Annotated in this window: 19 protein-coding genes; 6 read left to right on the forward strand and 13 right to left on the reverse strand. The window is 62.5% G+C overall.

Going from position 1 to position 20,550, the window contains the following annotated elements; all coding sequences use genetic code 11:
- Positions 1-64: 64 nt before the first annotated feature.
- Positions 65-694, forward strand: coding sequence for a LysE family translocator (locus tag AC1RTP_RS05360; RefSeq protein WP_498605381.1), 630 nt, complete (start codon positions 65-67; stop codon positions 692-694).
- On the opposite strand, the gene AC1RTP_RS05365 is transcribed toward AC1RTP_RS05360, so the two are convergent.
- Complete coding sequence (locus AC1RTP_RS05365; protein WP_498605382.1) at positions 678-1,295, reverse strand: YceI family protein; 618 nt, start codon at positions 1,293-1,295, stop codon at positions 678-680. The genes AC1RTP_RS05360 and AC1RTP_RS05365 overlap by 17 nt on opposite strands.
- Before the next feature lie 468 nt (positions 1,296-1,763).
- Between AC1RTP_RS05365 and AC1RTP_RS05370 the strand changes: the two genes are divergently transcribed.
- The 3 genes from AC1RTP_RS05370 to AC1RTP_RS05380 are packed head-to-tail and all read left to right on the forward strand — an operon-like array spanning position 1,764 to position 3,887.
- Positions 1,764-2,462 carry a glutathione S-transferase family protein gene (locus tag AC1RTP_RS05370; protein WP_498605384.1) on the forward strand — a complete coding sequence of 233 codons (699 nt, stop codon included), beginning with the start codon at positions 1,764-1,766 and terminating at the stop codon, positions 2,460-2,462.
- Between the two features lie 21 nt (positions 2,463-2,483).
- On the forward strand, positions 2,484-3,107 hold the full coding sequence (locus AC1RTP_RS05375; RefSeq protein ID WP_498605387.1) for a glutathione S-transferase family protein: 624 nt from the start codon (positions 2,484-2,486) through the stop codon (positions 3,105-3,107).
- A 3-nt stretch (positions 3,108-3,110) separates the two neighbouring features.
- Positions 3,111-3,887: a substrate-binding periplasmic protein gene (locus AC1RTP_RS05380; protein WP_498605389.1), complete on the forward strand. Its 777-nt coding sequence runs from the start codon at positions 3,111-3,113 to the stop codon at positions 3,885-3,887.
- Here the strand turns inward: AC1RTP_RS05380 and AC1RTP_RS05385 are convergent.
- The 6 genes from AC1RTP_RS05385 to AC1RTP_RS05410 all read right to left on the reverse strand — a co-directional run bounded on the left by AC1RTP_RS05385 (position 3,856) and on the right by AC1RTP_RS05410 (position 9,439).
- Positions 3,856-4,923 (reverse strand): branched-chain amino acid ABC transporter permease, encoded by a 1,068-nt coding sequence (locus AC1RTP_RS05385; RefSeq protein ID WP_498605392.1) that lies wholly within the window; start codon positions 4,921-4,923, stop codon positions 3,856-3,858. The two genes, AC1RTP_RS05380 and AC1RTP_RS05385, sit on opposite strands and share 32 nt — an antisense overlap.
- A gap of 1 nt (position 4,924) precedes the next feature.
- Positions 4,925-5,848 carry a branched-chain amino acid ABC transporter permease gene (locus tag AC1RTP_RS05390; RefSeq protein ID WP_498605833.1) on the reverse strand — a complete coding sequence of 308 codons (924 nt, stop codon included), beginning with the start codon at positions 5,846-5,848 and terminating at the stop codon, positions 4,925-4,927.
- A gap of 75 nt (positions 5,849-5,923) precedes the next feature.
- Positions 5,924-6,646, reverse strand: a complete 723-nt coding sequence (locus AC1RTP_RS05395; RefSeq protein ID WP_498605394.1) for an ABC transporter ATP-binding protein — start codon at positions 6,644-6,646, stop codon at positions 5,924-5,926.
- Complete coding sequence (locus tag AC1RTP_RS05400; RefSeq protein ID WP_498605834.1) at positions 6,639-7,388, reverse strand: ABC transporter ATP-binding protein; 750 nt, start codon at positions 7,386-7,388, stop codon at positions 6,639-6,641. Before AC1RTP_RS05400 ends, AC1RTP_RS05395 begins: the two co-directional genes overlap by 8 nt.
- A 13-nt stretch (positions 7,389-7,401) precedes the next feature.
- Positions 7,402-8,571 (reverse strand): substrate-binding domain-containing protein, encoded by a 1,170-nt coding sequence (locus AC1RTP_RS05405; RefSeq protein WP_498605395.1) that lies wholly within the window; start codon positions 8,569-8,571, stop codon positions 7,402-7,404.
- Between the two features lies 1 nt (position 8,572).
- Positions 8,573-9,439 carry an alpha/beta fold hydrolase gene (locus tag AC1RTP_RS05410; RefSeq protein ID WP_498605397.1) on the reverse strand — a complete coding sequence of 289 codons (867 nt, stop codon included), beginning with the start codon at positions 9,437-9,439 and terminating at the stop codon, positions 8,573-8,575.
- 137 nt (positions 9,440-9,576) lie between these two features.
- Between AC1RTP_RS05410 and AC1RTP_RS05415 the strand changes: the two genes are divergently transcribed.
- On the forward strand, positions 9,577-10,479 hold the full coding sequence (locus tag AC1RTP_RS05415; RefSeq protein WP_498605401.1) for a LysR family transcriptional regulator: 903 nt from the start codon (positions 9,577-9,579) through the stop codon (positions 10,477-10,479).
- Here the strand turns inward: AC1RTP_RS05415 and AC1RTP_RS05420 are convergent.
- From AC1RTP_RS05420 to AC1RTP_RS05440, 5 genes are all read right to left on the reverse strand, one after another.
- Positions 10,365-10,973 carry a hypothetical protein gene (locus AC1RTP_RS05420; RefSeq protein ID WP_498605404.1) on the reverse strand — a complete coding sequence of 203 codons (609 nt, stop codon included), beginning with the start codon at positions 10,971-10,973 and terminating at the stop codon, positions 10,365-10,367. The genes AC1RTP_RS05415 and AC1RTP_RS05420 overlap by 115 nt on opposite strands.
- A 2-nt stretch (positions 10,974-10,975) precedes the next feature.
- Positions 10,976-11,857, reverse strand: coding sequence for an MbnB/TglH/ChrH family RiPP precursor modification enzyme (locus AC1RTP_RS05425; protein WP_498605406.1), 882 nt, complete (start codon positions 11,855-11,857; stop codon positions 10,976-10,978).
- Positions 11,838-12,182: a hypothetical protein gene (locus AC1RTP_RS05430; protein WP_498605408.1), complete on the reverse strand. Its 345-nt coding sequence runs from the start codon at positions 12,180-12,182 to the stop codon at positions 11,838-11,840. The genes AC1RTP_RS05425 and AC1RTP_RS05430 overlap by 20 nt, the downstream gene beginning before the upstream one ends.
- 71 nt (positions 12,183-12,253) lie before the next feature.
- Positions 12,254-14,896 (reverse strand): AAA family ATPase, encoded by a 2,643-nt coding sequence (locus tag AC1RTP_RS05435; protein WP_498605411.1) that lies wholly within the window; start codon positions 14,894-14,896, stop codon positions 12,254-12,256.
- Between the two features lie 67 nt (positions 14,897-14,963).
- Positions 14,964-17,300: a TonB-dependent receptor gene (locus tag AC1RTP_RS05440; RefSeq protein ID WP_498605415.1), complete on the reverse strand. Its 2,337-nt coding sequence runs from the start codon at positions 17,298-17,300 to the stop codon at positions 14,964-14,966.
- A gap of 217 nt (positions 17,301-17,517) precedes the next feature.
- Here AC1RTP_RS05440 and AC1RTP_RS05445 point away from each other — a divergent pair, with 217 nt between their 5' ends.
- Positions 17,518-19,737, forward strand: a complete 2,220-nt coding sequence (locus AC1RTP_RS05445) for an alpha-galactosidase (protein ID WP_498605418.1) — start codon at positions 17,518-17,520, stop codon at positions 19,735-19,737.
- On the opposite strand, the gene AC1RTP_RS05450 is transcribed toward AC1RTP_RS05445, so the two are convergent.
- Positions 19,734-20,531 carry an SDR family NAD(P)-dependent oxidoreductase gene (locus AC1RTP_RS05450; protein ID WP_498605421.1) on the reverse strand — a complete coding sequence of 266 codons (798 nt, stop codon included), beginning with the start codon at positions 20,529-20,531 and terminating at the stop codon, positions 19,734-19,736. The genes AC1RTP_RS05445 and AC1RTP_RS05450 overlap by 4 nt on opposite strands.
- Positions 20,532-20,550: the final 19 nt, after the last annotated feature.

The following is a 20,550-nucleotide window of genomic DNA, read 5'->3' on the forward strand; positions in this document are numbered from 1 at the left end:
GACAAAACCGTTTTCGATGATAACGAATTGTTATGCCCTCGTACCCTCGTGTATGATCCTGCCTATGCTAATTTCTCCAGAACAAGGGCTGGCCTTCCTGGCCGCCGCCATGCTGATTACTGTTTCCCCGGGTCCCGATAACCTGATGGTATTAAGTATGGGCATGTCACGCGGACGCAAGCAGGGCGTCGTGTTTGGCCTTGGGTGCGCGCTGGGCTGTCTAAGCCATACGGTGCTGGCCGCCCTCGGCGTCGGCGCATTGATTGCGGCTTCGCCAACAGCCTTTACCGTCCTGAAGGTGGCGGGTGGACTCTACCTGATCTGGATGGGGATTGGCGCACTGCGCAGCAAGGGTGGGGCGCACGTGGACCAGGCGGCGCTGCCGGTCGAATCCCTGCGCAAGCTGTTTGCCAAGGGATTGTTCGCGAATGCCATCAACCCGAAGGTGGTGCTGTTCTTCCTGTCCTTCCTGCCGCAATTCGTGGTGGCGGGGCGCGGTGACGCGAGCTGGCAGACTGCCCAACTGGGTCTGATCTTCACATTGCAGGCTTGCGTGCTGTTTGGCGCGCTGGGCTATTTCTCGGGCGCGGTGGGCCGCTGGATCAACCGCAATCCGCGCGCCGGGCTGTGGCTGGACCGCGGGGCGGGCGCCATCTTCGTTGGCCTGGGCTTGCGGCTTATCGTCGCGCGCTGATCGCGAACTTCAATTCCAGCTCGTCTTTCACGGACAGGGCGCCGCCGAATACGGCGAAAGGCTTGATGCCGAAATCGCTCTGCTTGACCATGAAAGCGCCTTTTGCCAGTATGTTGGCGCCTTCTTCCTTCATTTGCAGCGGCACCTGATATTCGTGTGTCACCCCGTGCAGGGTGATCTGGGCACGCAATAGGTCGCGTGCGCCGGGTTCGAGTACTGCGCGTACGTGTACCCAGGGATAGGCTTCCGCCTGCAGCACTTTGGTGAACATATTGTGGCGGGTGCCGTCGATGGAGTCGGCCGAAGGCTGGGTTTCCAGGCCGGCATCCTTGCGCAGCGTCGCTTCGTCGACCGTCAGTTGGTCCAGGCGGAAGCGAAACTCCGTGCGGCCCTGAGCTGGATCCACGAATCCCTCAATCTGACGATTGGCGACCACGTGGTCGTGGCCCATGCGCGCCAAAGGACCGCTGCGTCGGACCGTAATGGTGATCAGCGATTCGCCGGCGACGATTTGATGCGCGGCTTTATTTGCTTGCAGCGTCGGCTCTGGGCCGGCTTGCGGCGAGGGCGTAGGCGCTGTGGTGCAGGCGGAAATGGCCAATACCGCCGCTAATAAGGCGGTTTGAATGGACCATTTGCAATTTTTTTCCTGCATTGTGACTATTGGAGAGTTTCTATTATAAAAATTGTACTATCTTATACGAAGTCGTGATGCTTTTAGTTTTATGGGTAATCACCGCGTCATATTCGCATGTGATTATTCTCCCTGCACTTTCAAATCTCTCCCGATTTGAATCCCTTCACCCGCGCAAAGACGCGGGTTTTTTTTTGCCCCAATTTTCCTGCTTATTAAACTACCTTAATGAAGTCCTAAGCCTCGGGCGGGGAAAAGCTGGCAAAGTACGTCCCATAGCGTACAGCATTCCTGTGCGCCGGGTTGCCGGATTCCTCAATCCGGCACGGTTTCTTCTATCCCCACGCCCTAAAAAGCGTTTTCACCGGCCCCCCAATCGGCCGGTTTTTTTTTGCCCGCCGGGTTATGCTGTGGGCCAAATCCTGGGAGAAAGCGATGATTGACCTCTACACTGCTCCAACACCAAACGGCCATAAGATTTCAATTGCCCTGGAAGAGCTGGCGCTGCCATACGAAATGCATGTCCTCGAATTGGGGAAAAATGTGCAGAAGGAACCCTGGTTCACCGCCATTAATCCCAACGGCCGCATTCCGGCCATTATCGACCGCGCCAACGACGATTTCGCGGTATTTGAATCCGGGGCGATCCTGGTCTACCTGGCGGAGAAAACCGGTCAGCTGATGCCGCAGGACGTGAAAGGCCGCTCCCGGGTACTGCAATGGCTGATGTTCCAGATGGGCGGCGTTGGACCGATGATGGGGCAGGCCAATGTGTTTTACCGCTATTTCCCGGAGAAGATCCAGGCAGCCATCGACCGCTACCAGGGCGAGAGCCGGCGTCTGTTCCGGGTGCTCGATCAGCATCTGGAGCAGAACGAATTCCTGGCCGGGGATTATTCGATCGCCGATATCGCCAACTGGGCCTGGGTGCGTACACATCGCTGGTCCGGCGTCGAGACGGAGGGCTTGCCGCACCTGCAGCGCTGGATCCACCAGATTCGTACGCGTCCGGCGGTACAGCGCGGTATCGAGCGGCCGCCCAGCAATGTGTTGGTTCGAGCTGACAGCGAGGAGAAAGTGGAACAATTTGCTGCCGAAGCGCGCAAAATGCTGGAAACCGGCCAGTCGCGCTGATTATTTGTATATGGAGATCGAATGAAGCTGTACACCGCCTTACGTGCCCCCAACCCGCGCCGCGTCGCTATGTTCATGGCGGAGAAGGGTATCGAAATCGATTTGCAGGCGGTTGACCTGGGCAAGGGCGAACAGCGCAGCGAGAGCTACCTGGCCGTGAATCCTTTCGGCCGTGTCCCGGTCTTGGAATTGGACGATGGCCGCATCCTGTGCGAAACGCGCGCCATCTGCACCTTCCTGGAGGGGCTTTATCCGGAGCCGAACCTGATGGGCGAAGGCTTTGAGGAGCGCGCCTTCATCGAAATGACAGACCGCCGCGTGGAGCTGCACTTGTTCTCCATCGCGGCAAACAGCATCCGCCATGGACATCCCGGCTTTGCCTCGCTCGAGAGTCCGCAGTTCCCCGAATTTGGGGCGTCGCAGGGAGATAAGTTCCGCGAGAATGCGCGTTGGCTCGATGGCGTGCTGGCCAAACAGCCCTTTGTAGCGGGCCAGCGATTCACCATCGCCGACATTACCGCTTTCTGCGCGATCGAGTTTGCGCGCGGCCTGATGAAATTCCGTCCGTCCGATGCGGGGCTGGCCCATCTCCAGGCCTGGCGCGACCGTATCGTCGAACGCCCAAGCGCAAGCGCCGGGACTTGAGCAATGACGGCGCTGCGCCCACACCGGCGACGGCGCCTGTTGGCTGGCCTGGTGGCTTCGATGTCGCTGGCGCTGGCCCCGTTGCCGCTACGCGCCGGCCGGCAGCGTGCGCTGCGAGCGGTTGTGCTGGCAATCATCCCTTACGGACAAATCGAGGCCAACGGGCGCAAGTCCGGCCTTTTCGTCGAAGCCTTCGAATTGCTTGAGCGCGTATTGGGCCGCCGTATCGAAGTCACGGTGGTTCCGTATGCCCGCGCCATCGCGATGTTGCGCGCCGGCGAGGCCGACCTGATGATCGCTACTTCCAATTCAGTGATTGCGGCGGCGGCCGAACCGATGGGAATGTTGTGGGCGGCGGAAGTCATCGCCATCGGCCGCGCGGGCCTCAAGCTCGAAAGCCAGCAGGATTTGCGGGGGCGCACGGTTGGCCTGTTGCGCGGCTCGGACTACGGCGCCATGTTCCTGGACGACGGCGAATACCACCGGCACGAAATCACCGACCAGGTGCAGGGCGTGCGCATGCTGATGGAAGGGCGGCTCGATGCTTCGCTCGGCACGCGGCTCGCTGTGTTTCACGCCATGCGCTTGCTGGGCGTGCCGCGTGCGAAGCTGGGGCCTTCGATTTCAGTGCAACCCCGTGAAATACATCTGCACCTGGGCCGTCACAGCGCCGACGAGGCGTTGGCAACGGAGCTGCGCCATGCTGTGGAGGAGTTGCGCAGCAGCGGCAAGGCCGATGCGCTACTGGCTAAGTACCTGGCTGGACTGCCTTCCGGCTAAGCCTTCCCACGATCCCGTTCGGGAAGAAATAGATCGCGAGGATGAACAGGATGCCGAGCCACAGCAGCCAGCGGTCCGGATGCAGGGCTGCTTCCAGCACCGGCACGCCGGCAACCGCGCCCGCGGCGTGCGCCATCAGGGATTTCAGGTAGTTGTTGGCCAGGATAAAGAGGGCGGCGCCGACCACGGAGCCATACATGGTGCCCATGCCGCCGATGACGACGATCAGCAGGATGTCGGTCATGACTTCAAAGCCCAGCGTGGTCCTGGGGCCGACATAGCGCAGCCACAGAGCCATCAGCGCACCGGCCAGCGCCGCCGCTACGGCGCCGATGCAGTTGGCTGCGATGCGGTACACCACGGTGCGGTAGCCCAGGGCCTCGGCGCGGAATTCGTTTTCGCGGATCGCCTGCAGCACGCGGCCAAACGGAGAGTTCACCACGCGCAGCAGGGCCAGGAAGATCACCACAGCGCAGAAGAAGACGATGTAATAAGTGAGGACTTTGCCGTCCACGATGCGGCCCATGAACTCGCCGAATTCGTTGGCGGGCGACAGTAGTTCGGGCACGTCGAAAGTCTTGCCGTCTTCGCCGCCGGTCCAGCCGGACATTTGGGATGCCAGCACCGCAAACGAGGATGCCACCGCCAGCGTGATCATGGCGTAGAAGATGGCGCGTACGCGCAGGGCGAACAGGCCGATGACGAAGGCCAGGGCCAGCGTCAGTGCGAGTGCTGCGGCCAGGCCCAGCACCATGCCGCTCCAAGTTGGAATGGATTTGTCGAATCCGAGGCCGACGCCGTAAGCGCCTATGCCGAAGAACATGGTGTGGGCGAAGGATACGATGCCGGTGTAGCCAAGCAGCAGGTCGTACGAAGCCACCAGCACGATGTAGATGCAGATGGTGGCGGCGGTGTTCAGCGGCCGTACGCCCGTGGTGATGAAAGGCGCCAGCGCAAGGCCGAGCACCACGATGAGGAGCAGTATGGACATGGCGCGGCTGCGCGGCAGGTCGCCGGAAAGCAGGGTATTCAGCATTTCATTTCCTCGACAGGCCGGCCGGGCGCCACAGCAGGATGGCGATCATCAGCACGATATGGGACACCAGCGCGAATTTAGGCGCCAGGAAGCCGGCGTAGTTGGCTGTCAGCGCCATCAGCAGCGCGCCGATAAAGCAGCCGCCGACCGAACCCAGGCCCCCGATGATGATGGTGATGAAGATCATGACCATCACTTCGCCGCCCATCGAGGCGGTCAGCGTTTCCTTGTAAAGCCCCCACATCACGCCGCCCAGGCCCGCCAGCGCGGAACCGGCGGCAAATACCGCGATGAACAGGCGGCGGATGCGGTAACCCAGGGCTTCCACCATTTCGCCGTTTTCGACGCCGGCGCGTATCAGCAGGCCAAGCTTGGTGCGGTTCAGCACCAGGGTGAGCGTGATGAAGACCAGCAGGCCGACAACCACGGCCAGCAGCCTGTATTTTTCGATGGCGGCGTCGCCTATGACGATGGCCCCGCGCAGGGCTGTCGGCAGCGGCATCGGTCGCTGCTCGGCGCCCCAGACTACCTGGATCAATTGTTCGACCACGATCATCCCGCCCATCGTGATCAGGATCTGCTTCAGGTGCTGGCCGTAGACGGGCATGATGATCAGGCGCTCGAATAGCCAGCCGAGTAGCGCGGTCACTGCCATCGCCAGTGCGATTGCCAGGCCGAGTGCGGCGAGGTTCATGGCGAGGGAATCGGCCTCCATCCAGCCGCGCATGGGCATCAGCACCAGGGTGGCGGTGAAGGCGCCGACGGCTACAAAGGCGCCGTGGCCGAAATTCAGCACGTCCATCAGGCCGAAGACCAGCGTGAGGCCGCTGGACATGATAAAGATCATCATGCCCATCGCCAGTCCGGCCACGGTCAGGGTGACCCAGGTTGGCGTGCTGCCGACCAGGGGCAGCACGGCCAGCATCAGCGCGGGCACCAGCAGCGACGTCAGGTAGTCGCGTGGAACGGTGGGAAGAGTTGTTTCGCTCACTGTCGTTCCTTATTGGTGTGAATCGAGTGCAAGGCCGAGCAGGCGTTCCTGCAAGGTGCGGTCGCCCGCGAGTTCGGACATGGAACCGCTGTGGACGATGCGGCCGTCGTCCATGACGGCCACGGTGTCGCCCAGCTGGCGCACGAAGTTGAAGTTCTGCTCCACCAGCAGTACCGTGGTCTGGCCTTTCAACTGGCGGATTGCTTCGGCCAGGCTCTGGATGATGGCCGGCGCCAGGCCCTTGGTCGGTTCGTCGATCAGCAGCAGCTGGCGCGGCTCGATGATGGCGCGCGCGATGGCGACCATCTGCTTCTGGCCGCCGGACAGGTTGCCGGCCGGGTAGTTCCAGAACTTCTTCAGGGCTGGGAAGAAGGAGAAAATCCATTCCAGGCGCGCCGTGTCCATCGGGCCGCTGCGGGCTGCGAGGTGCAGGTTTTCGCGAACGGTCAGGTCGCTGAACACGGCCATCGATTCCGGTACGTAGGCGATACCCGCCTGTGCGATGTCCGGCGTGCGCAACTTGCCGATGTCGCGGCCATTGAACTCGACGGTGCCGGCGCTGGGCTGCCACAGGCCCATGATGGTGCGCAGTGTGGTGGTCTTGCCGGCGCCATTTCGGCCTAGCAGGACCGTGAGGCCGCCGCGCGGCACATTCAGATCGACCCCTTGCAGGATGTGGTATTCGCCGATGTGCGTGTGCACGCCGGAGAGCTTGAGCAGCGCGTCAGTCATGGCTTGCAGTTCCCAGGTAGGCTTCCTGCACGATGGCGGAGGACATGACGGCGGCCGGTTCGCCGTCCGCCACCAGGGCGCCGTTGTGCAGCACGATGATGCGGTCGGCCAGCGCGCGCACCACGTCCATCTTGTGCTCCACCAGCAGGATGGCTTTGTTGCGTTCGGCCTTGACCTGGTGGATCAGGTCCAGCACGACGGGCACTTCATCCACGCTCATGCCGGCGGTCGGTTCGTCGAACATCATGACTTCGGGCTCCAGGGCCAGCATCAGCGCTACTTCCAGCTTGCGCTTGTCGCCGTGCGACAGGGCGGCCACCAGCGTATTGCGACGGCCGGCTAGAGCCACGCGTTCAAGGAAATGGTCAGCGCGGGCTATCAGGTCCTTGTGGCTGGACCAGATCGACCACAGCTTCATGCCCGCGTTGGCGCGCGCCTGAACAGCCAGGCGTACATTTTCGTGGACGCTGAGGTGTGGGAACAGGTTGGTCAGCTGGAAGGCGCGGCCGATTCCTTTGCGGGTGCGCGTCGCCGGGCCGCTGCGCGTGATGTCCTCGCCGCGCAGCAGCACCTGGCCGCTGGTGGCCGGCAATTGGCCGGACATCAGGTTGAAATAGGTGGTCTTGCCGGCGCCATTGGGACCGACGATCACCGTCAACTGGCCGGCATGGAAATCGGCGCTGACATTGTCGACGGCCGTGTGGCCGCCGAAGCGAATAGTCAGCCCGCGTGTGGACAGCAATGGTGTCATCGGTTCAGCGCTTGTTCTTGATCGGGACGGGCAGCTCGGAAGCCGGGATTTCGCGCACCAGTTCCAGCAAGTCCCACTCGCTTTTCTGGTCCTTCTTGATGCGGAAGTGGTACATGGGCTGCATGGCCTGGTGATCTTCCTTGCGGAAGCTCATTTTTCCTTTTGGCGTATCAAACTCCATGCCCTCCATGGCGGCGATCATTTTCTGGGTATTGCCGCCGCCCGTTTTGGCAAGGGCGTTGTAGACTGCGCTGGCCGCCGTGAAGCCACCGGCGGTAAACATATCGGGCGGCTTGTTGTAACGCTTCATGTGTTGGGCCACGAACCAGTCGTTCATGCTGTTCTTCGGGAAACCGTAGTAGTAATAGATGGTGCCTTCGGTACCGGCGAAGGATTTCCATGTCTTCAGAACGGGAAGGATGTTGCCGCCGGGAGCCAGTGTAATCCCGTAGCGCTCCGGTTTCATGTCGGCGATCTTGTTCATCGGGTTGGGGCCGGCCCAGATAATTTGCAGCACGCGCGGCGGCGGGGCATCTTTCAGCTTGTCGAACAGGCGCTGTGCCGAAGCGGTGAAGTCGGTCGCGTTTTGCGGCGCGTATTCCTCGTGCACGATATTGGCTTTGGAGCCGGTCAGCTTCAGCGCCTCGCGCGCGGCGGCCACGGCGTCCTTGCCGAAGGCGTAGTCCTGGGCCAGGAAGGCGACGCTGCCTTGCTTGAACGTAGAAGCTGCGGCGAGGCCGTCCTGCATGGAGTTGCGGGCTGTGCGGAAGATGTACTTGTTCCATTTTGCGCCGGTGATCGCGTCGGCCACGGCCGGCTCGACGATCAGGATCTTCTTGTATTCCGCAGCGATGGGCAGCATGGCGACGGCGGAACCGGAGGAACTGGTGCCGACCGCGATGTCGACCTTGTCGTCGTCATAAGCTTCCGCCAGCAGGGTGCGGCCCTGGTCAGGCTTGCTCTGGTCGTCCTTGACGATGACCTTCAGCTTGTGGCCGTTGATCTCCATCTTGCCGCCGGTGAGATATTCAAGGCCCATCATGAAGCCGGTCTCGGTTTCCCTGGCGTAGGGCTCGAGTATGCCGGTTTTGCCGGCGATTAACGCAACCTTCAGGTCCTGGGCCGCCGCCAGCATCGGGGCCAGCGCAAGCACCAGGGGGAACAGTTTTCTCATATCAGTCAACGCTGGCCAGGAAGCTGCGCAGCGCTGCCTGCGCTGCTGGTTCGGATAGCATCGGCGCGTGGCCGACGTTGGGCACCTCAGCATACAGCATGCGTGGAGCGGCAGCGCGCATGGCACTCGCCTGCGCCGGTTCGATCAGGTCCGACAGCGAACCGCGTATCAGCATGGTCGGGCGGCGCCGGGCCAGGCGGCGGAAGGCGAAGTGCGCCGCCATCGATGTGGAGCGCAGTTTGTTGGCGCGGATCGGCACAGCGATATTCGGGTCATAGCGCATGGCCAGCGTGCCGTCGCCCTGTTCACGGAAGGCACGGTGCGCCCAGCGCGCCCATTCTTGCGTCGTGTTCTCAGGGAACGCGACGCCGTTGATGCTGCTGATGTAATCGGCAGCCTGCTGCCAACTGGTGAACTGCTCGCCCTTGCCGGTATAGCTGCGGATGCGCGACAGACCGCGTTCGGACAAGGTCGGGCCCACGTCATTTAAAACGGCGGCGGCGATCAGGCTGGATTTGCGCAGGGCCAGTGTCATGGTAATCAGGCCGCCCATCGAGGTGCCGATGAAGACGGCGCGCTCGATGCCAAGGTCGCTCGCCATCTTGACCACGTCGTTGGCGTAGACCATGGCGGTGTAGCGGTCCGGGTTAGGGTCGTATTCGGAATTGCCGCGGCCCCGAACGTCGACGGCGATCACGCGCCGCCCCTGGGCTGCGAGCCAAGGTGCGACGTCTTCGAAGTCGGCGGAATTGCGGGTCAAGCCGTGGATGCAGATCACGGGCAGGCGCGCAGGGCCGCTGGCGGCAGGGTAGTCGCGCGCATAGAGGCGCAGGCCATCGTCGCTGGTGTAGCTGATCTCGGAATACATGGTCCTCGTAGGCAGCGTTGCAGGAGCGTGCAGTGTGCAAGAAATGCATCAAACGCGGAACCGGAGGCGGCGCCCACTGTGTGTGCAATTTTGCACAGTCGCACAATGCGAAGCGAAAATGATGCACAATACCCCGCATGAAAACACTGCCCGAATGGACCGACCTGCGCTTCTTCCTGGAGCTGGCGCGCTCCGGTACCCTGTCCGGCGCCTCGCGCCGCCTGGAAGTGGAGCACACCACCGTTTCGCGCCGCATCGACCGCCTGGAGCAGCAATTGGGCGCTACGCTGTTCGACCGCTCGCGCGAGGGGTATGAGCTGACTGAGATGGGGAACGCAGTCCTGCCGCACGCGGAGGCGATGGAAAGCGCCGTGCTGGCGGCGCAGGGGCAGTTGTCCGGCACCGAAGTCGCCATCCGGGGCGTGGTACGCCTCGGCGTGCCGGAGGCGCTGGGCGTACGCTTCATCACGCCGCTGCTGGCGCAGTTCCTGCAGGATTATCCTGATTTGTCGGTGGACCTTCTGGTGCAGCCGCGCTTCGCCAACCTGGCAAGCCGCGAGGCGGACCTGGGCGTGACGCTGGATGCGCCCAATACGGGCCGGTACATGGTGACGCGCCTGGCGTCCTTCCGCCTGTACGTGTACGGTTCGCCGGCGTACCTGGCGCGCCATGCGCCGATCAAGAAACGCAGCGACCTGGCGGGTCACGATTTTGTCGACTATGTGCAGGACCGCCTGGCCAGCAATGAGCTGAACTTCCTCGATGAACTGGGCGTCAACCCGCGACGCCGCTTGTGCTGCACCGGCATGCTGGCGCAGGCCGAGGCGGCTGCGGCGGGCCTGGGCCTGATGATGGCGCCGCCGTATATGGCGACCGATGGCCGGCTGGTGCCGGTGCTGCAGGACGAAGTGTTCCTGGAGCGCGCTTACTGGCTGGTGGCGCCGGTGGACTTGTACAGGTTGCCGCGCGTGCGCGCCGTCTGGAACCTGCTGCGCCAGTTCGCCGAATCGCGCTCCAACCTGTTTATCTCGAATAAATGAGGCAGGTCGCCGCCGATCTCGATGCGGTGCAGGTTGGGCGGCGCAGTGTCCGGTAAGGCGGTGTGGAGCGCCAGCGCGTGCAGGATGGGCACCGGGTCATAGCTCCAGTCCACAAAATAATGGCATGGATCGCCCTCGCGCGCCTTCATCAGCGCCAGTTCGAACTGCGAAACCGAAACGACGAGCGGGTCCTCATGGCCGGCCAGGTAGTCCAGGAAGGCCAGCGGCTGGTACTCGCGGAAAGGCGAGATATTCTTTTCCTTGATGAACGCTTCCAGAGCCTCGTCCAGCATCGCGCCCTGGCGCATTAATTCAACGGTCAGCACACAGGTACGCTCCAGAACATAGATTCGCCACAGGTGGACGTTGCCGCGCGCTTCCCGCAGGTCAGCCGAGGCGGCCACCCGCTGGTAGTAGGGCGGATCGTTTTCGCCCGGCTGGTAGCTGTCGCGCATCAGGCCAAGCAGCATTCGCTGATGGTTGCCAAGGTCCATTCTTACCTCCATTCGCGTTGACGCATTTGCCGCAGGGTGTCGGCGATTGCAGCATGGCCCAGGCCAGGCACGGCTTCGGGCATGAATTCATACACTATCACTTCCGCTTCGGTGGCGATGTCGCGCAGGACTTGATGCGCCAGGTCCATGGTGCATGGGCGCGGCAGGCGCGAATGCACGTCCAGCATCAGGCCATTGTGCTGCACGCCGCAGGCTACATGCAGCTCGTGCACATGGCTTCCGTCCAGCTCCGCCAGGAAGGCCTGGATGTCGAGCGCGTGGTTGTGCTCATCGCATTCGAGGTTGTAGACATCGAGGATCAAGCCGCAGCCGCTGTGCGCCGTAATGGCGTTGAGAAAGCCCGCGTCGCTGTAGTCGGCCGGACAGTCGGGCACCACGTGCACGATATTCTCCAGCAGGAAGGGAATGCCGTAGCGCTGCTGCAGGCACCAGGCCCGCTGCGCCACCAGTTCGGCCGCCTGCTCGGTGCGCGGCATGGCCAGCATGATGCCGAGATGTTCGCCGTCGACGCGGGTGTAGCCCAGGTGTTCGCTGTGCCAGCGCACGCGCACCTGGTCCATCAAATCGTCCAGCAGGTGGAGGTAGGTCGGCGACCAGCCGTCGTGGGAACCGATGGAGAGGCTGACGCCATGCACCACGATGGTTTTTTCGCGGTCGATGTTTTTCAGTTCAGCGATGATGGCGGGATCGAGGTAGATGCGATCGCCGTCGGCTATCGACATGGTTTCCGGCGTCACCTCGATGATGTCCGCGTGCTGCAGCATCATCTCCAGCAGCGCCGGATCGCGTCCTTCGTAGCTGACGCCCACGCCCAGTGCCGGGCGCGGGTCGGCAGACAGCAAGTTAGCGGAAGACGGTTTCATGCTGGATTACCGCGCCTTCGATATGCGGCACTTCGCGCAGCACCCGTCCGATCGATGGATCGCCGCGCAGGAAGGTCAGGTCGAAACCCGTGAGGCCGCAGTTGCAGCCGCCTTTTGGCACCATCTGGGCCACGGCGATATCAAGGGCGCGGTGCAGTTCTTCCAGGGTGACCTTGCCTTCACTGACGACAATCTTGATGTGGTTGTTCTTGGTTTGGGTATTGCGCATGCTCAGCTCTTCCATGACGTTCTCCATGCGGTCCGGTAGGGAACAAGGGCGGGTGGGCTGGACCAGGCGGTGAACCTCGCCCCTTGGGCTTTTCATGGCTGTCACTTTAGGCGGAGGGAAGGTTTGGCGAATTGGTACTGGCACCCAGATTCCATGGCGGCCAGCACCTAGTTTTTATGCAGTGAGGTGGGTGGGCGGCGCAGCAGGTCGATGCGGGTGGTGGCCCCCATCTTGCCTAGCAGGGTGGAAACATGGTGTTCGACGGTGCGTTCGGAACGGCACAAGCGCTGGGCAATTTCGAGGTTGCTCAGGCCTTCCAGCAACAGTTCCAGCACTTGGGCTTCGCGGCGTGTGAGGCCGCTCGGGTGTTCGCGCGCCGCTGCGTAGGGGCCGCGCCGGGATTTGGGCAACTGGGCTTGCGCGCCGCAGGCCCGTGCGCGCTGGCGAGCCATCGCGGCGGCCGGGGCGGCGCCGATCTGCTCCAGCAGCGCAACGGCTTTCGGCATGGCTTGCGCCGCCGATTCGCCCGGTATGTCGAGCAGGGCCAGCGCCGCCTCGAAGGGAAGGCAGAGCGCCAGCCAGGCGTCGCAGGCGGCTTGCCCGTGGCCGGACAATTCGGCGGCGCGCGGCGCTGGCGGTGGATGCTCGCATTCGGGCAGAGGCGCTACCGACGCGCGTTGCTGCCAGACGCAGACCTCGGCCAGGTCCCAGGCATTCACGCCTGAGAAATCGAATTTGGCGGCTTCTTCCAGCCAGCGGCGGCAAAGCTCGATGTCCTGCGCTTGCCAGGCTGCTTCCGTCAGCGCCAGCAGCACCGGCAGCAGGCGTTGCGACTCGCCAGTGGCGCGCGCCCATTGTAGGGCTTCCTGCAGGCAGCTGCTTGCTTCCGCATCGCCCTGGCGCGACAGCGTGCGGCCCAGCACCGTCAACGCGGGCAGGCGCATCACCAGGCTAAGGTCGGGCAGGGCGAGCACCTGCCGCGCCAGCGCGGCTGCGGCGGCGAATTCGCCCTTGTCGAGATGGAGCTGGGCTTGCCAGCCGGTGAGGTAATGCACCCAGGCGTCCAGTTCATGTTCGCGGTGGTAGGCCAGGCCGTCGGCCAGCAGGCGCTCCGCCAGCGCGAACTGCTTGAAGACGACGGCGTATTCGATCCAGTTGCTGTAGATGCGGGCCGCGTGTTCGTGCAGGTGCTGGGCCAGCGCGCATTGCAGGCCTTCTTCCATTTCCTGCTGGCCCTTTCCGTCGCCCAGGAATAGTTTGGCGCTGCCGATATTGGTCAGTGCATGGACGCGTGTGTCGTGGTCGTCCAATGCCGTGGCCAGTTCCAGTGCCAGCCGGCCCCATTCGATGGCGGATGCAGGGTGGTTTTGCAGCAGCTGGTGCTGGGAGCGCATGCTGTAGGCCATGGCCAGCTCTTTGCTGTTCGGCAGCTGCTCCAGGGTGCGGATCGCTTCCAGTCCATAGCGTTCTGCTTCTTTGGACTCGCCGCGGTACCAATAGGTGCGCGCCAGCCAGCGCAGGTTCAGGCCGACCTTGTCCGGCCGGTCCACGCTCTGCCAAAGCTCAATGGCCCGCTTGCGTGCGTCGATCAGGCGCTCGTCGATGCGCTGCAGGCCCGCTTCATAAGCCCAGTCTTCGTAAAGCTGGGCGGCTTCACCGGTCCAACTGACGGCATCAACGAATTGCAGGGCGCTGGCCAGGTGGGCTGCCGCCTGGCGGTGGGCGCCCAGCCGGGCCGCCTGGCGTGCCGCGCGCGGCGCAAGCTGCAGCACCATATGCGCATCCTGGGCGCCGGTGGCGTGGTGCACAAGACGCGCCAATTCCACCCGCGCATGGCTTGGCGCCTGCTCGGTAAGCGCTTTGCACAGGCGCTTATGCAGGGCGCGCGAGGCGGCGGGACGCAAGCCGTTCAGGACGGCCTGGCGCGCCAGTTCGTGGCGGAACGACAGCAGTCCGGGATTCGCCCGCTGCAGCAGGCCGCTATCGACGCTGCCGTCGATGGCGTCGTGCCCATCGTCGCCCAGCACGACTTCCAGCAGCCACTCTTCCAGCGCGACGGGACTGACGCTGACCAGTTCGAGCACGGTACGAACCTGTGTGGGCAGGCGCGACATGCGCGCCCACACGGCGTCGCGCACCGAAGCGGGAAGGTGGTCGGGCGTGCTGTCGCAATCAGTCAACAGCTCAGAGAGGAAAAAGGGATTGCCGCCGGTTACGCGGTACAGCTCCGCCGGATCGCAGGGTGCATTGCGCGCCAGCGTGGCGACGGCTTGCGGTGAAAGCGGCGGCAGCGCGATGCGCTGGGTGCTCGCGGCTGGCAGATCGCCGGCCCAGCGCCAGAAGGCGTGGTCGGGCGGCAGTTCATCATTGCGGACGCTGGCCAGCAGCAGGATGCGCTGGCCGCTGATTCGGCGGGCGAGGTACTTCAGCAAGTCCAGCGTCGCCTGGTCGGCCCAGTGCAAATCTTCGCACAGCACCAGCACGGGGCGCGGCTGCGCAGACAGGCGGCCAAGCAGCAGTGGCATCAGCTGGTCGGGACTGGCGGCATTATCGATGGCGGAAACAACGTCGGGACCCAGTTCGTGGGCAAAGTCGCGCAAGGGGCCGAGGACGCGGGGCGTGGACAGGTCTTCGCAAGCGCCTTGCAGGACTAGGAAGCGGTCACGCAGCGGTGCCGCGAAGGCTTGCAGCAAGGATGACTTGCCAATGCCGGCTTCGCCCAGCACAAGAGCCATGCCGCCCACGCCGGAGTCGGCACGGCTGGCTAGCCGCTGTAGTGTTTCCAACTCCCTTTCGCGCTCGAGCAACATCTGGCTCTCCTCACTGCCATGATATTCCTGTCAGCGCGAAAGGATTCTCACCAATCGTAACGTGCGTTCAGAACTTGTACGAGGCAGTGAGTTTGTAGGTGCGTGGGTCGCCGTAGTAGGTGGTGACCGTGTTGAAGAAGCCGCCGAAGGCGTAGCCTGCCACTTTGTAGCGTTTATCCGTCAGGTTGCGGCCGTGCAGTCCGATTTGCAAGCGACGGTCGGAGCTGGTCCATACCAGGCCGGCGTCCCACAGGGTGAAGCCTCCTTGGGCCAGCATCAGGTTTTGCGGCACCAGTGCGTCCATCGATGCGATGCCTGTCAGGCGCACGATTTCAGCCTGGTAGACCTTGTCCTTGTAGGACATGCTCGGGTTGAAGCTCATGCTGCCGCCGCGGCCGAACAGGCTGACTGGCCATTCATAAGTGGCGCCCAGGTTGGCCGATTTCTTCGGCGTGTTCTGGAATTCAGCGCTCTTGGCGACGTTGACCAGGTTTGCACCGCTGGCGACCATCCATTCCTTGTACTCGGCGTCGATGTAGCTCAGCATGCCGTTCAGGGTCAGGCTGTCGGTCACGCGGGCGATCGCTTCCAGTTCCACACCTTTGATCTTGGCCTTGCCGGCGTTGGTTAGCGTGCCGGCGAAGCCGCTCACCTGACCCTGAGCGTTGAAGGTCGGGATCGAACCGGGAATCTGCACATTCTTGTAATCGGTGTAGAACACGGCCGCATTGGTTTGCAGGCGGCCGCCGTTCAGCGAGGATTTCAGGCCCAGTTCAACCGAGTCGACTTCCTCTGGATTGACGCCCTTGCGCTTTTCCAGCGAAGCGGGGGTGTTAGGCCCACCGGTCGCGGCCAGGTCCATGCGCGGGTCGAACATGCCGCCTTTGAAGCCGCTCTGGTAGCTGCCGTACAGGTTATGCTCTGGCGAGATTTTCCAGCCGAAGCCGAGTTTCGGAGTGAACTTCTTGTCCTTGCGGTGCAAGTCGTCCTTGCTCATATCGGTGTTGGGCGCCAGGCCTACTGCAGCCGGGTTGCCCAGGTTCGGCGAGCCAGCCAGGCCGAGATAGGTACGCTTGTAGATAGCGGCTTCGCGTTCGTCATCGGTCCAGCGGCCGCCTACGCTCACGCTGAAAGCTTCGGTGACGTTGTAGCTGGCGTCGGCGTAGACCGCCCAGGTCTTGGAATCGATATCGTCGCGCGTCAGCAGCGAGAAGCCTGTGCCCGCGCCGTACAGCACGTCGAATTCGTTGAAGGCGTTGGTCTTCATGTAGAACAGGCCTGCCACGCCTTGCCATTTGGAGCCGGTGTAGGTCAGCTGGAATTCCTGGCTATCCTGCTTGTCGCTGTAGATAGCCGGCGCTTCCCACAATGGGGCGTTCAGCGAATCGAAGTCGATCGGCGCGTAGGACTTGGAGGAGCGGTGCGCCGTCACCGACTTGAACATGGTCTCCGGCGTAATGTTGTAGTCGATGGTCAGCGAGGCGCCCTTGGTGGTCACCTGCTGTTCATGGCCATTCACCTTGTACAGGTTGGCGCGGGTGTCGTAAGCGCCGTCCAGCGGCGGCTCATTGGCAGGCGGTGGGCCATTCAACAGGCGGTAGCCTTGCTTCGGCTCGGAATCGTCCTTGGTGTAATCGGCTGCCAGGCGGATGAACAGGTCGGAGCTCGGCACCAGTTCGGCGCTGACGCGTGCTGCGCCGACGTCCTTGTTGTAATTTTCTCGGCCATTGACCACGTTCTTGCCGAAGCCGTCGCGGTTGAAGGTGCCGATGGTGGCGCCCACGCGCAAGATGTCGCTGATCGGGCTGCTGCCTTTCAGTACCAGGTCGTGCTGTTTGTAGCTGCCCAGTGCTCCCTTGATTTCAAAGGTCGGGTTGGGGGACAGCCTGCGCGTTACGTATTTGACGGCGCCGCCGATGGTGTTACGGCCATACAGGGTGCCTTGCGGGCCGCGCAGGACTTCAATGCGTTCCAGGTCGTAGATGTCGGTCAACGCGCCTTGCGGGCGGGCCAGGTAGATGTCGTCCAGGTAGATGCCCACGCCTTGCTCGAAGCCGGCCACCGGGTCTTGCTGGCCGATGCCGCGGATGAAGGCGGTCAGGGTGGTGTTGGTTCCGCGCGAGGCTTTGAGCGTGGTATTCGGCACGATATCGGTCAGCGCGGTGATGTCGGGCAGGGCTTTCTTATCCAGCTGGGCGCCGGACAGTGCGGTGACCGAGCCTGGAACGTCCTGGATCAGCTCCGCGCGTTTGCGCGCAGTGACGATGACGCGGTCGATGGCGCCTTCAGCTTTCTCCCCGTCGGCCGTTTGCGCCAGTACTGGATGGGCGTACATGGCGGGAAGGGTCATCATCACCGCCGCCACGGAGCGGCGCAGCATGAAATTGTTTTTCGACACACGCATCAAAGTCTCCTCAGGTTTTGTTATGCGAGGAGTGTGCATGTTTTGCTAACTGTGCGAAACTGACAGTGCTGCACTCACGTTGTGCAATTTTGCACACGATAGCGAGTAGTGATATTTCGATTTCACGATGATCTAGTCCTAACTGATATAGCTTCGGTATAGATGGTGGCTTCCTTGATAATCTCAGGGAATGACTGCAAATCTCAAAGAGGATCAGATGACGGGGACGAATCAAGCCAGGCGTAAAGTATTTCTCGGATTACTTGGCGGTGCTGCCAGCCTGGCTTTTGCTGGAGGCGCGAGGGCTAAGGCGCTGGTGGACGACTCCAGCAAGGTGTTCCGGTTCGATGGCGGTGGTGCTACGTATGCGTTTGGCGTGAATGCCGAAGGCCAGCTGCAATCGCTGTACTGGGGCGCTGCACTGGGTGCGGGCGACACGCTGCCGGCAGCCGTCATGGTTGAAGCTAACTCCTCGAACGAAATGCCGATCGCCCTGACGCCTTATGAGTTTGCGGGCTTTGGCGGGGGCTTGACGACCGAGCCGTCATTGAAGGTCCGCTTCCCGGATGGTGTGCGCGACCTGGATTTGCGCTACATCGGCCACCAGGTCCGCGGCGAGCAGTTGGTGGTGCAGCTGAAGGACGTAAAGCGCGCCGTCCATGTCTCCCTGACTTATGCGATGGATGAAGCGACGGGCATTGTGGCCCGTTCCGCCGCGGTCGAAAACCGTACCGGCAGTTGGATCCAGGTCGACCAGATGGCGGCGGCCTGCCTGAATCTTCCTTACAGTGATGATTACCAGTTGTCTTTCCTGTCAGGCCGCTGGGCTGGGGAATTCATGCTCCAGACGCGGGCCGTAACGCCGGGCGCGTTTTTCGTGGAAAGCCGCAAGGGAATGACTTCCCACCAGTCCAATCCCTGGATTGCACTGAGCCGGAATATGACCGGCGAGGAGTCGGGGCCGGTGTGGTTTGGCGCCTTGGGCTGGAGCGGCTCGTGGCGCATCAACGTCGAAATGGATGCGATGGGCGGGGTGCACGCTACCGCTGGCTATAACCCCTTCGACTTCAATTACCGCCTGAAGCCTGGCGAGAGCCTGGCGTCCCCTGTGTTCTATGCGGGCTTTTCCAATGAAGGCTTTGGCGGCGCCTCGCGTATTTTCCACCGTTACCAGCGCGAGAAGATCCTGCCGAATGCTCCGGCGCCGCGCCTGCGTCCCGTGCTTTACAACTCGTGGGAGGCGACCTTCTTCGACGTCACCGAAGCGGGGCAGATGGCGCTGGCTGGAAAAGCCGCAAGCATAGGCGTCGAGCGTTTCGTAGTGGACGATGGCTGGTTCGGTGAGCGCAATAGCGACAAGAAGGGATTGGGCGACTGGCTGGTCAACCGCAAGAAGTTCCCGAATGGACTCGGACCGCTGATCAAGCATGTGAATGGATTGGGCATGCAGTTCGGCCTGTGGGTAGAGCCGGAAATGGTCAATCCCGACAGCGACTTGTATCGTACTCACCCCGACTGGGTGATCAACTTCCCCGGCAGGCAACGCTCGGAGGCGCGTAACCAGCTGGTGCTGAACCTCGCGCGGAAGGACGTGTACGAGCATCTGCTGAAGGTGCTGGATGAACTGGTATCGACCAACAAGATCGAATACCTGAAATGGGACCATAACCGCACATGGTCCGAGCCTGGCTGGCCGGAAGCAGCGCCGGATGAACAGCAACGGCTTTATGTCGCATACGTGGATAACCTTTATAGGTTGCTGGCCGAATTGCGGCGCCGGCATCCTCGCCTGGAGATCGAGTCCTGCGCCAGCGGTGGTGGGCGCGTCGACCTCGGCATCATGAAGCTCACGGAGCAAGTCTGGACATCCGATAACACCGACCCTTACGACCGCCTGGTGATCCAGGACGGCTTCACGCAAGCCTACGCGCCCGCCATCATGATGGCCTGGGTGACCGACTCGCCGAATTTCGTCAACCGGCGCGTGACTTCGCTCGAGTACCGCTTCCTGTCGGCGATGCAGGGTGGCCTGGGCATCGGCGCCAATCTGAAACACTGGAACGAAAACGACTTCGCTACTGCCAAGCGAATGGTGGAGGAGTACAAGCGCATTCGCGCCACGGTGCAGCTGGGGAATTTGTATCGCCTGGTCTCGCCGAGGAATGGCTCGCCGCGATCGGCTACGCTGTCCGTGTCGCAGGATCGCAAGCAGGCCGTGTTGTTCGCCTTCCTGCATTCGAGCATGATGCGTTCCGCGCAGCCGATGGTCCAGCTGCGAGGCCTGGACCCCAACGCCGTCTATGCCTTGCGCGCGATCGCAGGCGCGGCCGCCCCGGGGACGCCTGCCAAGGCAAGCGGCGCGTATTGGATGGGGCGCGGCGTGAAGGTCGGGCTGGAGGGTGACTTCCAGGCGGCGGCCTTCGTACTGGAAGCTTAGTCCGGCACCGAGCCGCAGGTAAGATTGGCGATGGCGCCTGTCATGGCGCCCGCGCCGTCAGATGCGGCAAAAGCCGCGAATGCGCCAAGCTGGGCCAGCGTGGGGAGGCGGCCCAGCAAGGTGGCATTGCTTGCACGGGCCTTCAACAACTCGTCCACGCTGATGCCCATCTTGTTGGCCATGCCTTCAAAAGCGCCCTTGGAGTGCGAAACGGGAACGGCTTCAGGAATCGCATCGGCGCGGATGCATATCACGCGCACACCTTGCTGTCCCAGTTCTCCGGCCAGGATGCGCGACATGGCTTCGACTGCGGCGCTACTCGTGCCGTTGCCAAGAAAACCCGCGCCGGAGAGGCGTGCACCTGGTGTGGACAGGGTCAGGATTACGCCTGACTTCTGTTTCACCATATATCGCGCCGCCGCCTGTACGGTGAGGAAGATGGTGCGTGTATAGGCCTGCACCGGTTGCTGGAAGTCCTGGAATGACAACTCGCCAAACGGCACACCCTGCACATGTGGAATCCCTAAGGCATTGAGCATGACATCAATGCCGCCCGCTGATTCGGCGACGGCATGTGCATGCTGCTGGACGGATTCTTCATCCAATGCATCGACACGGGCGGTATGCACGCTTGCGCCTCCGGCACGCAATTCCCCTGCCAGTGCATCGAGTTTCTGCAGTGTGCGGCCAGCGAGGAACAAGCGGGCGCCTTCGCGCGCGAATGCACGCGCCGCGGCACTGCCAATGGCGCCTGCGGCGCCGTGGATGATGCAGCGTTTCCCTTGCAAGATCATGATGGACTCCTTAATGAAG

This window comes from Pseudoduganella sp. GW821-FHT11H04 (assembly GCF_058807935.1).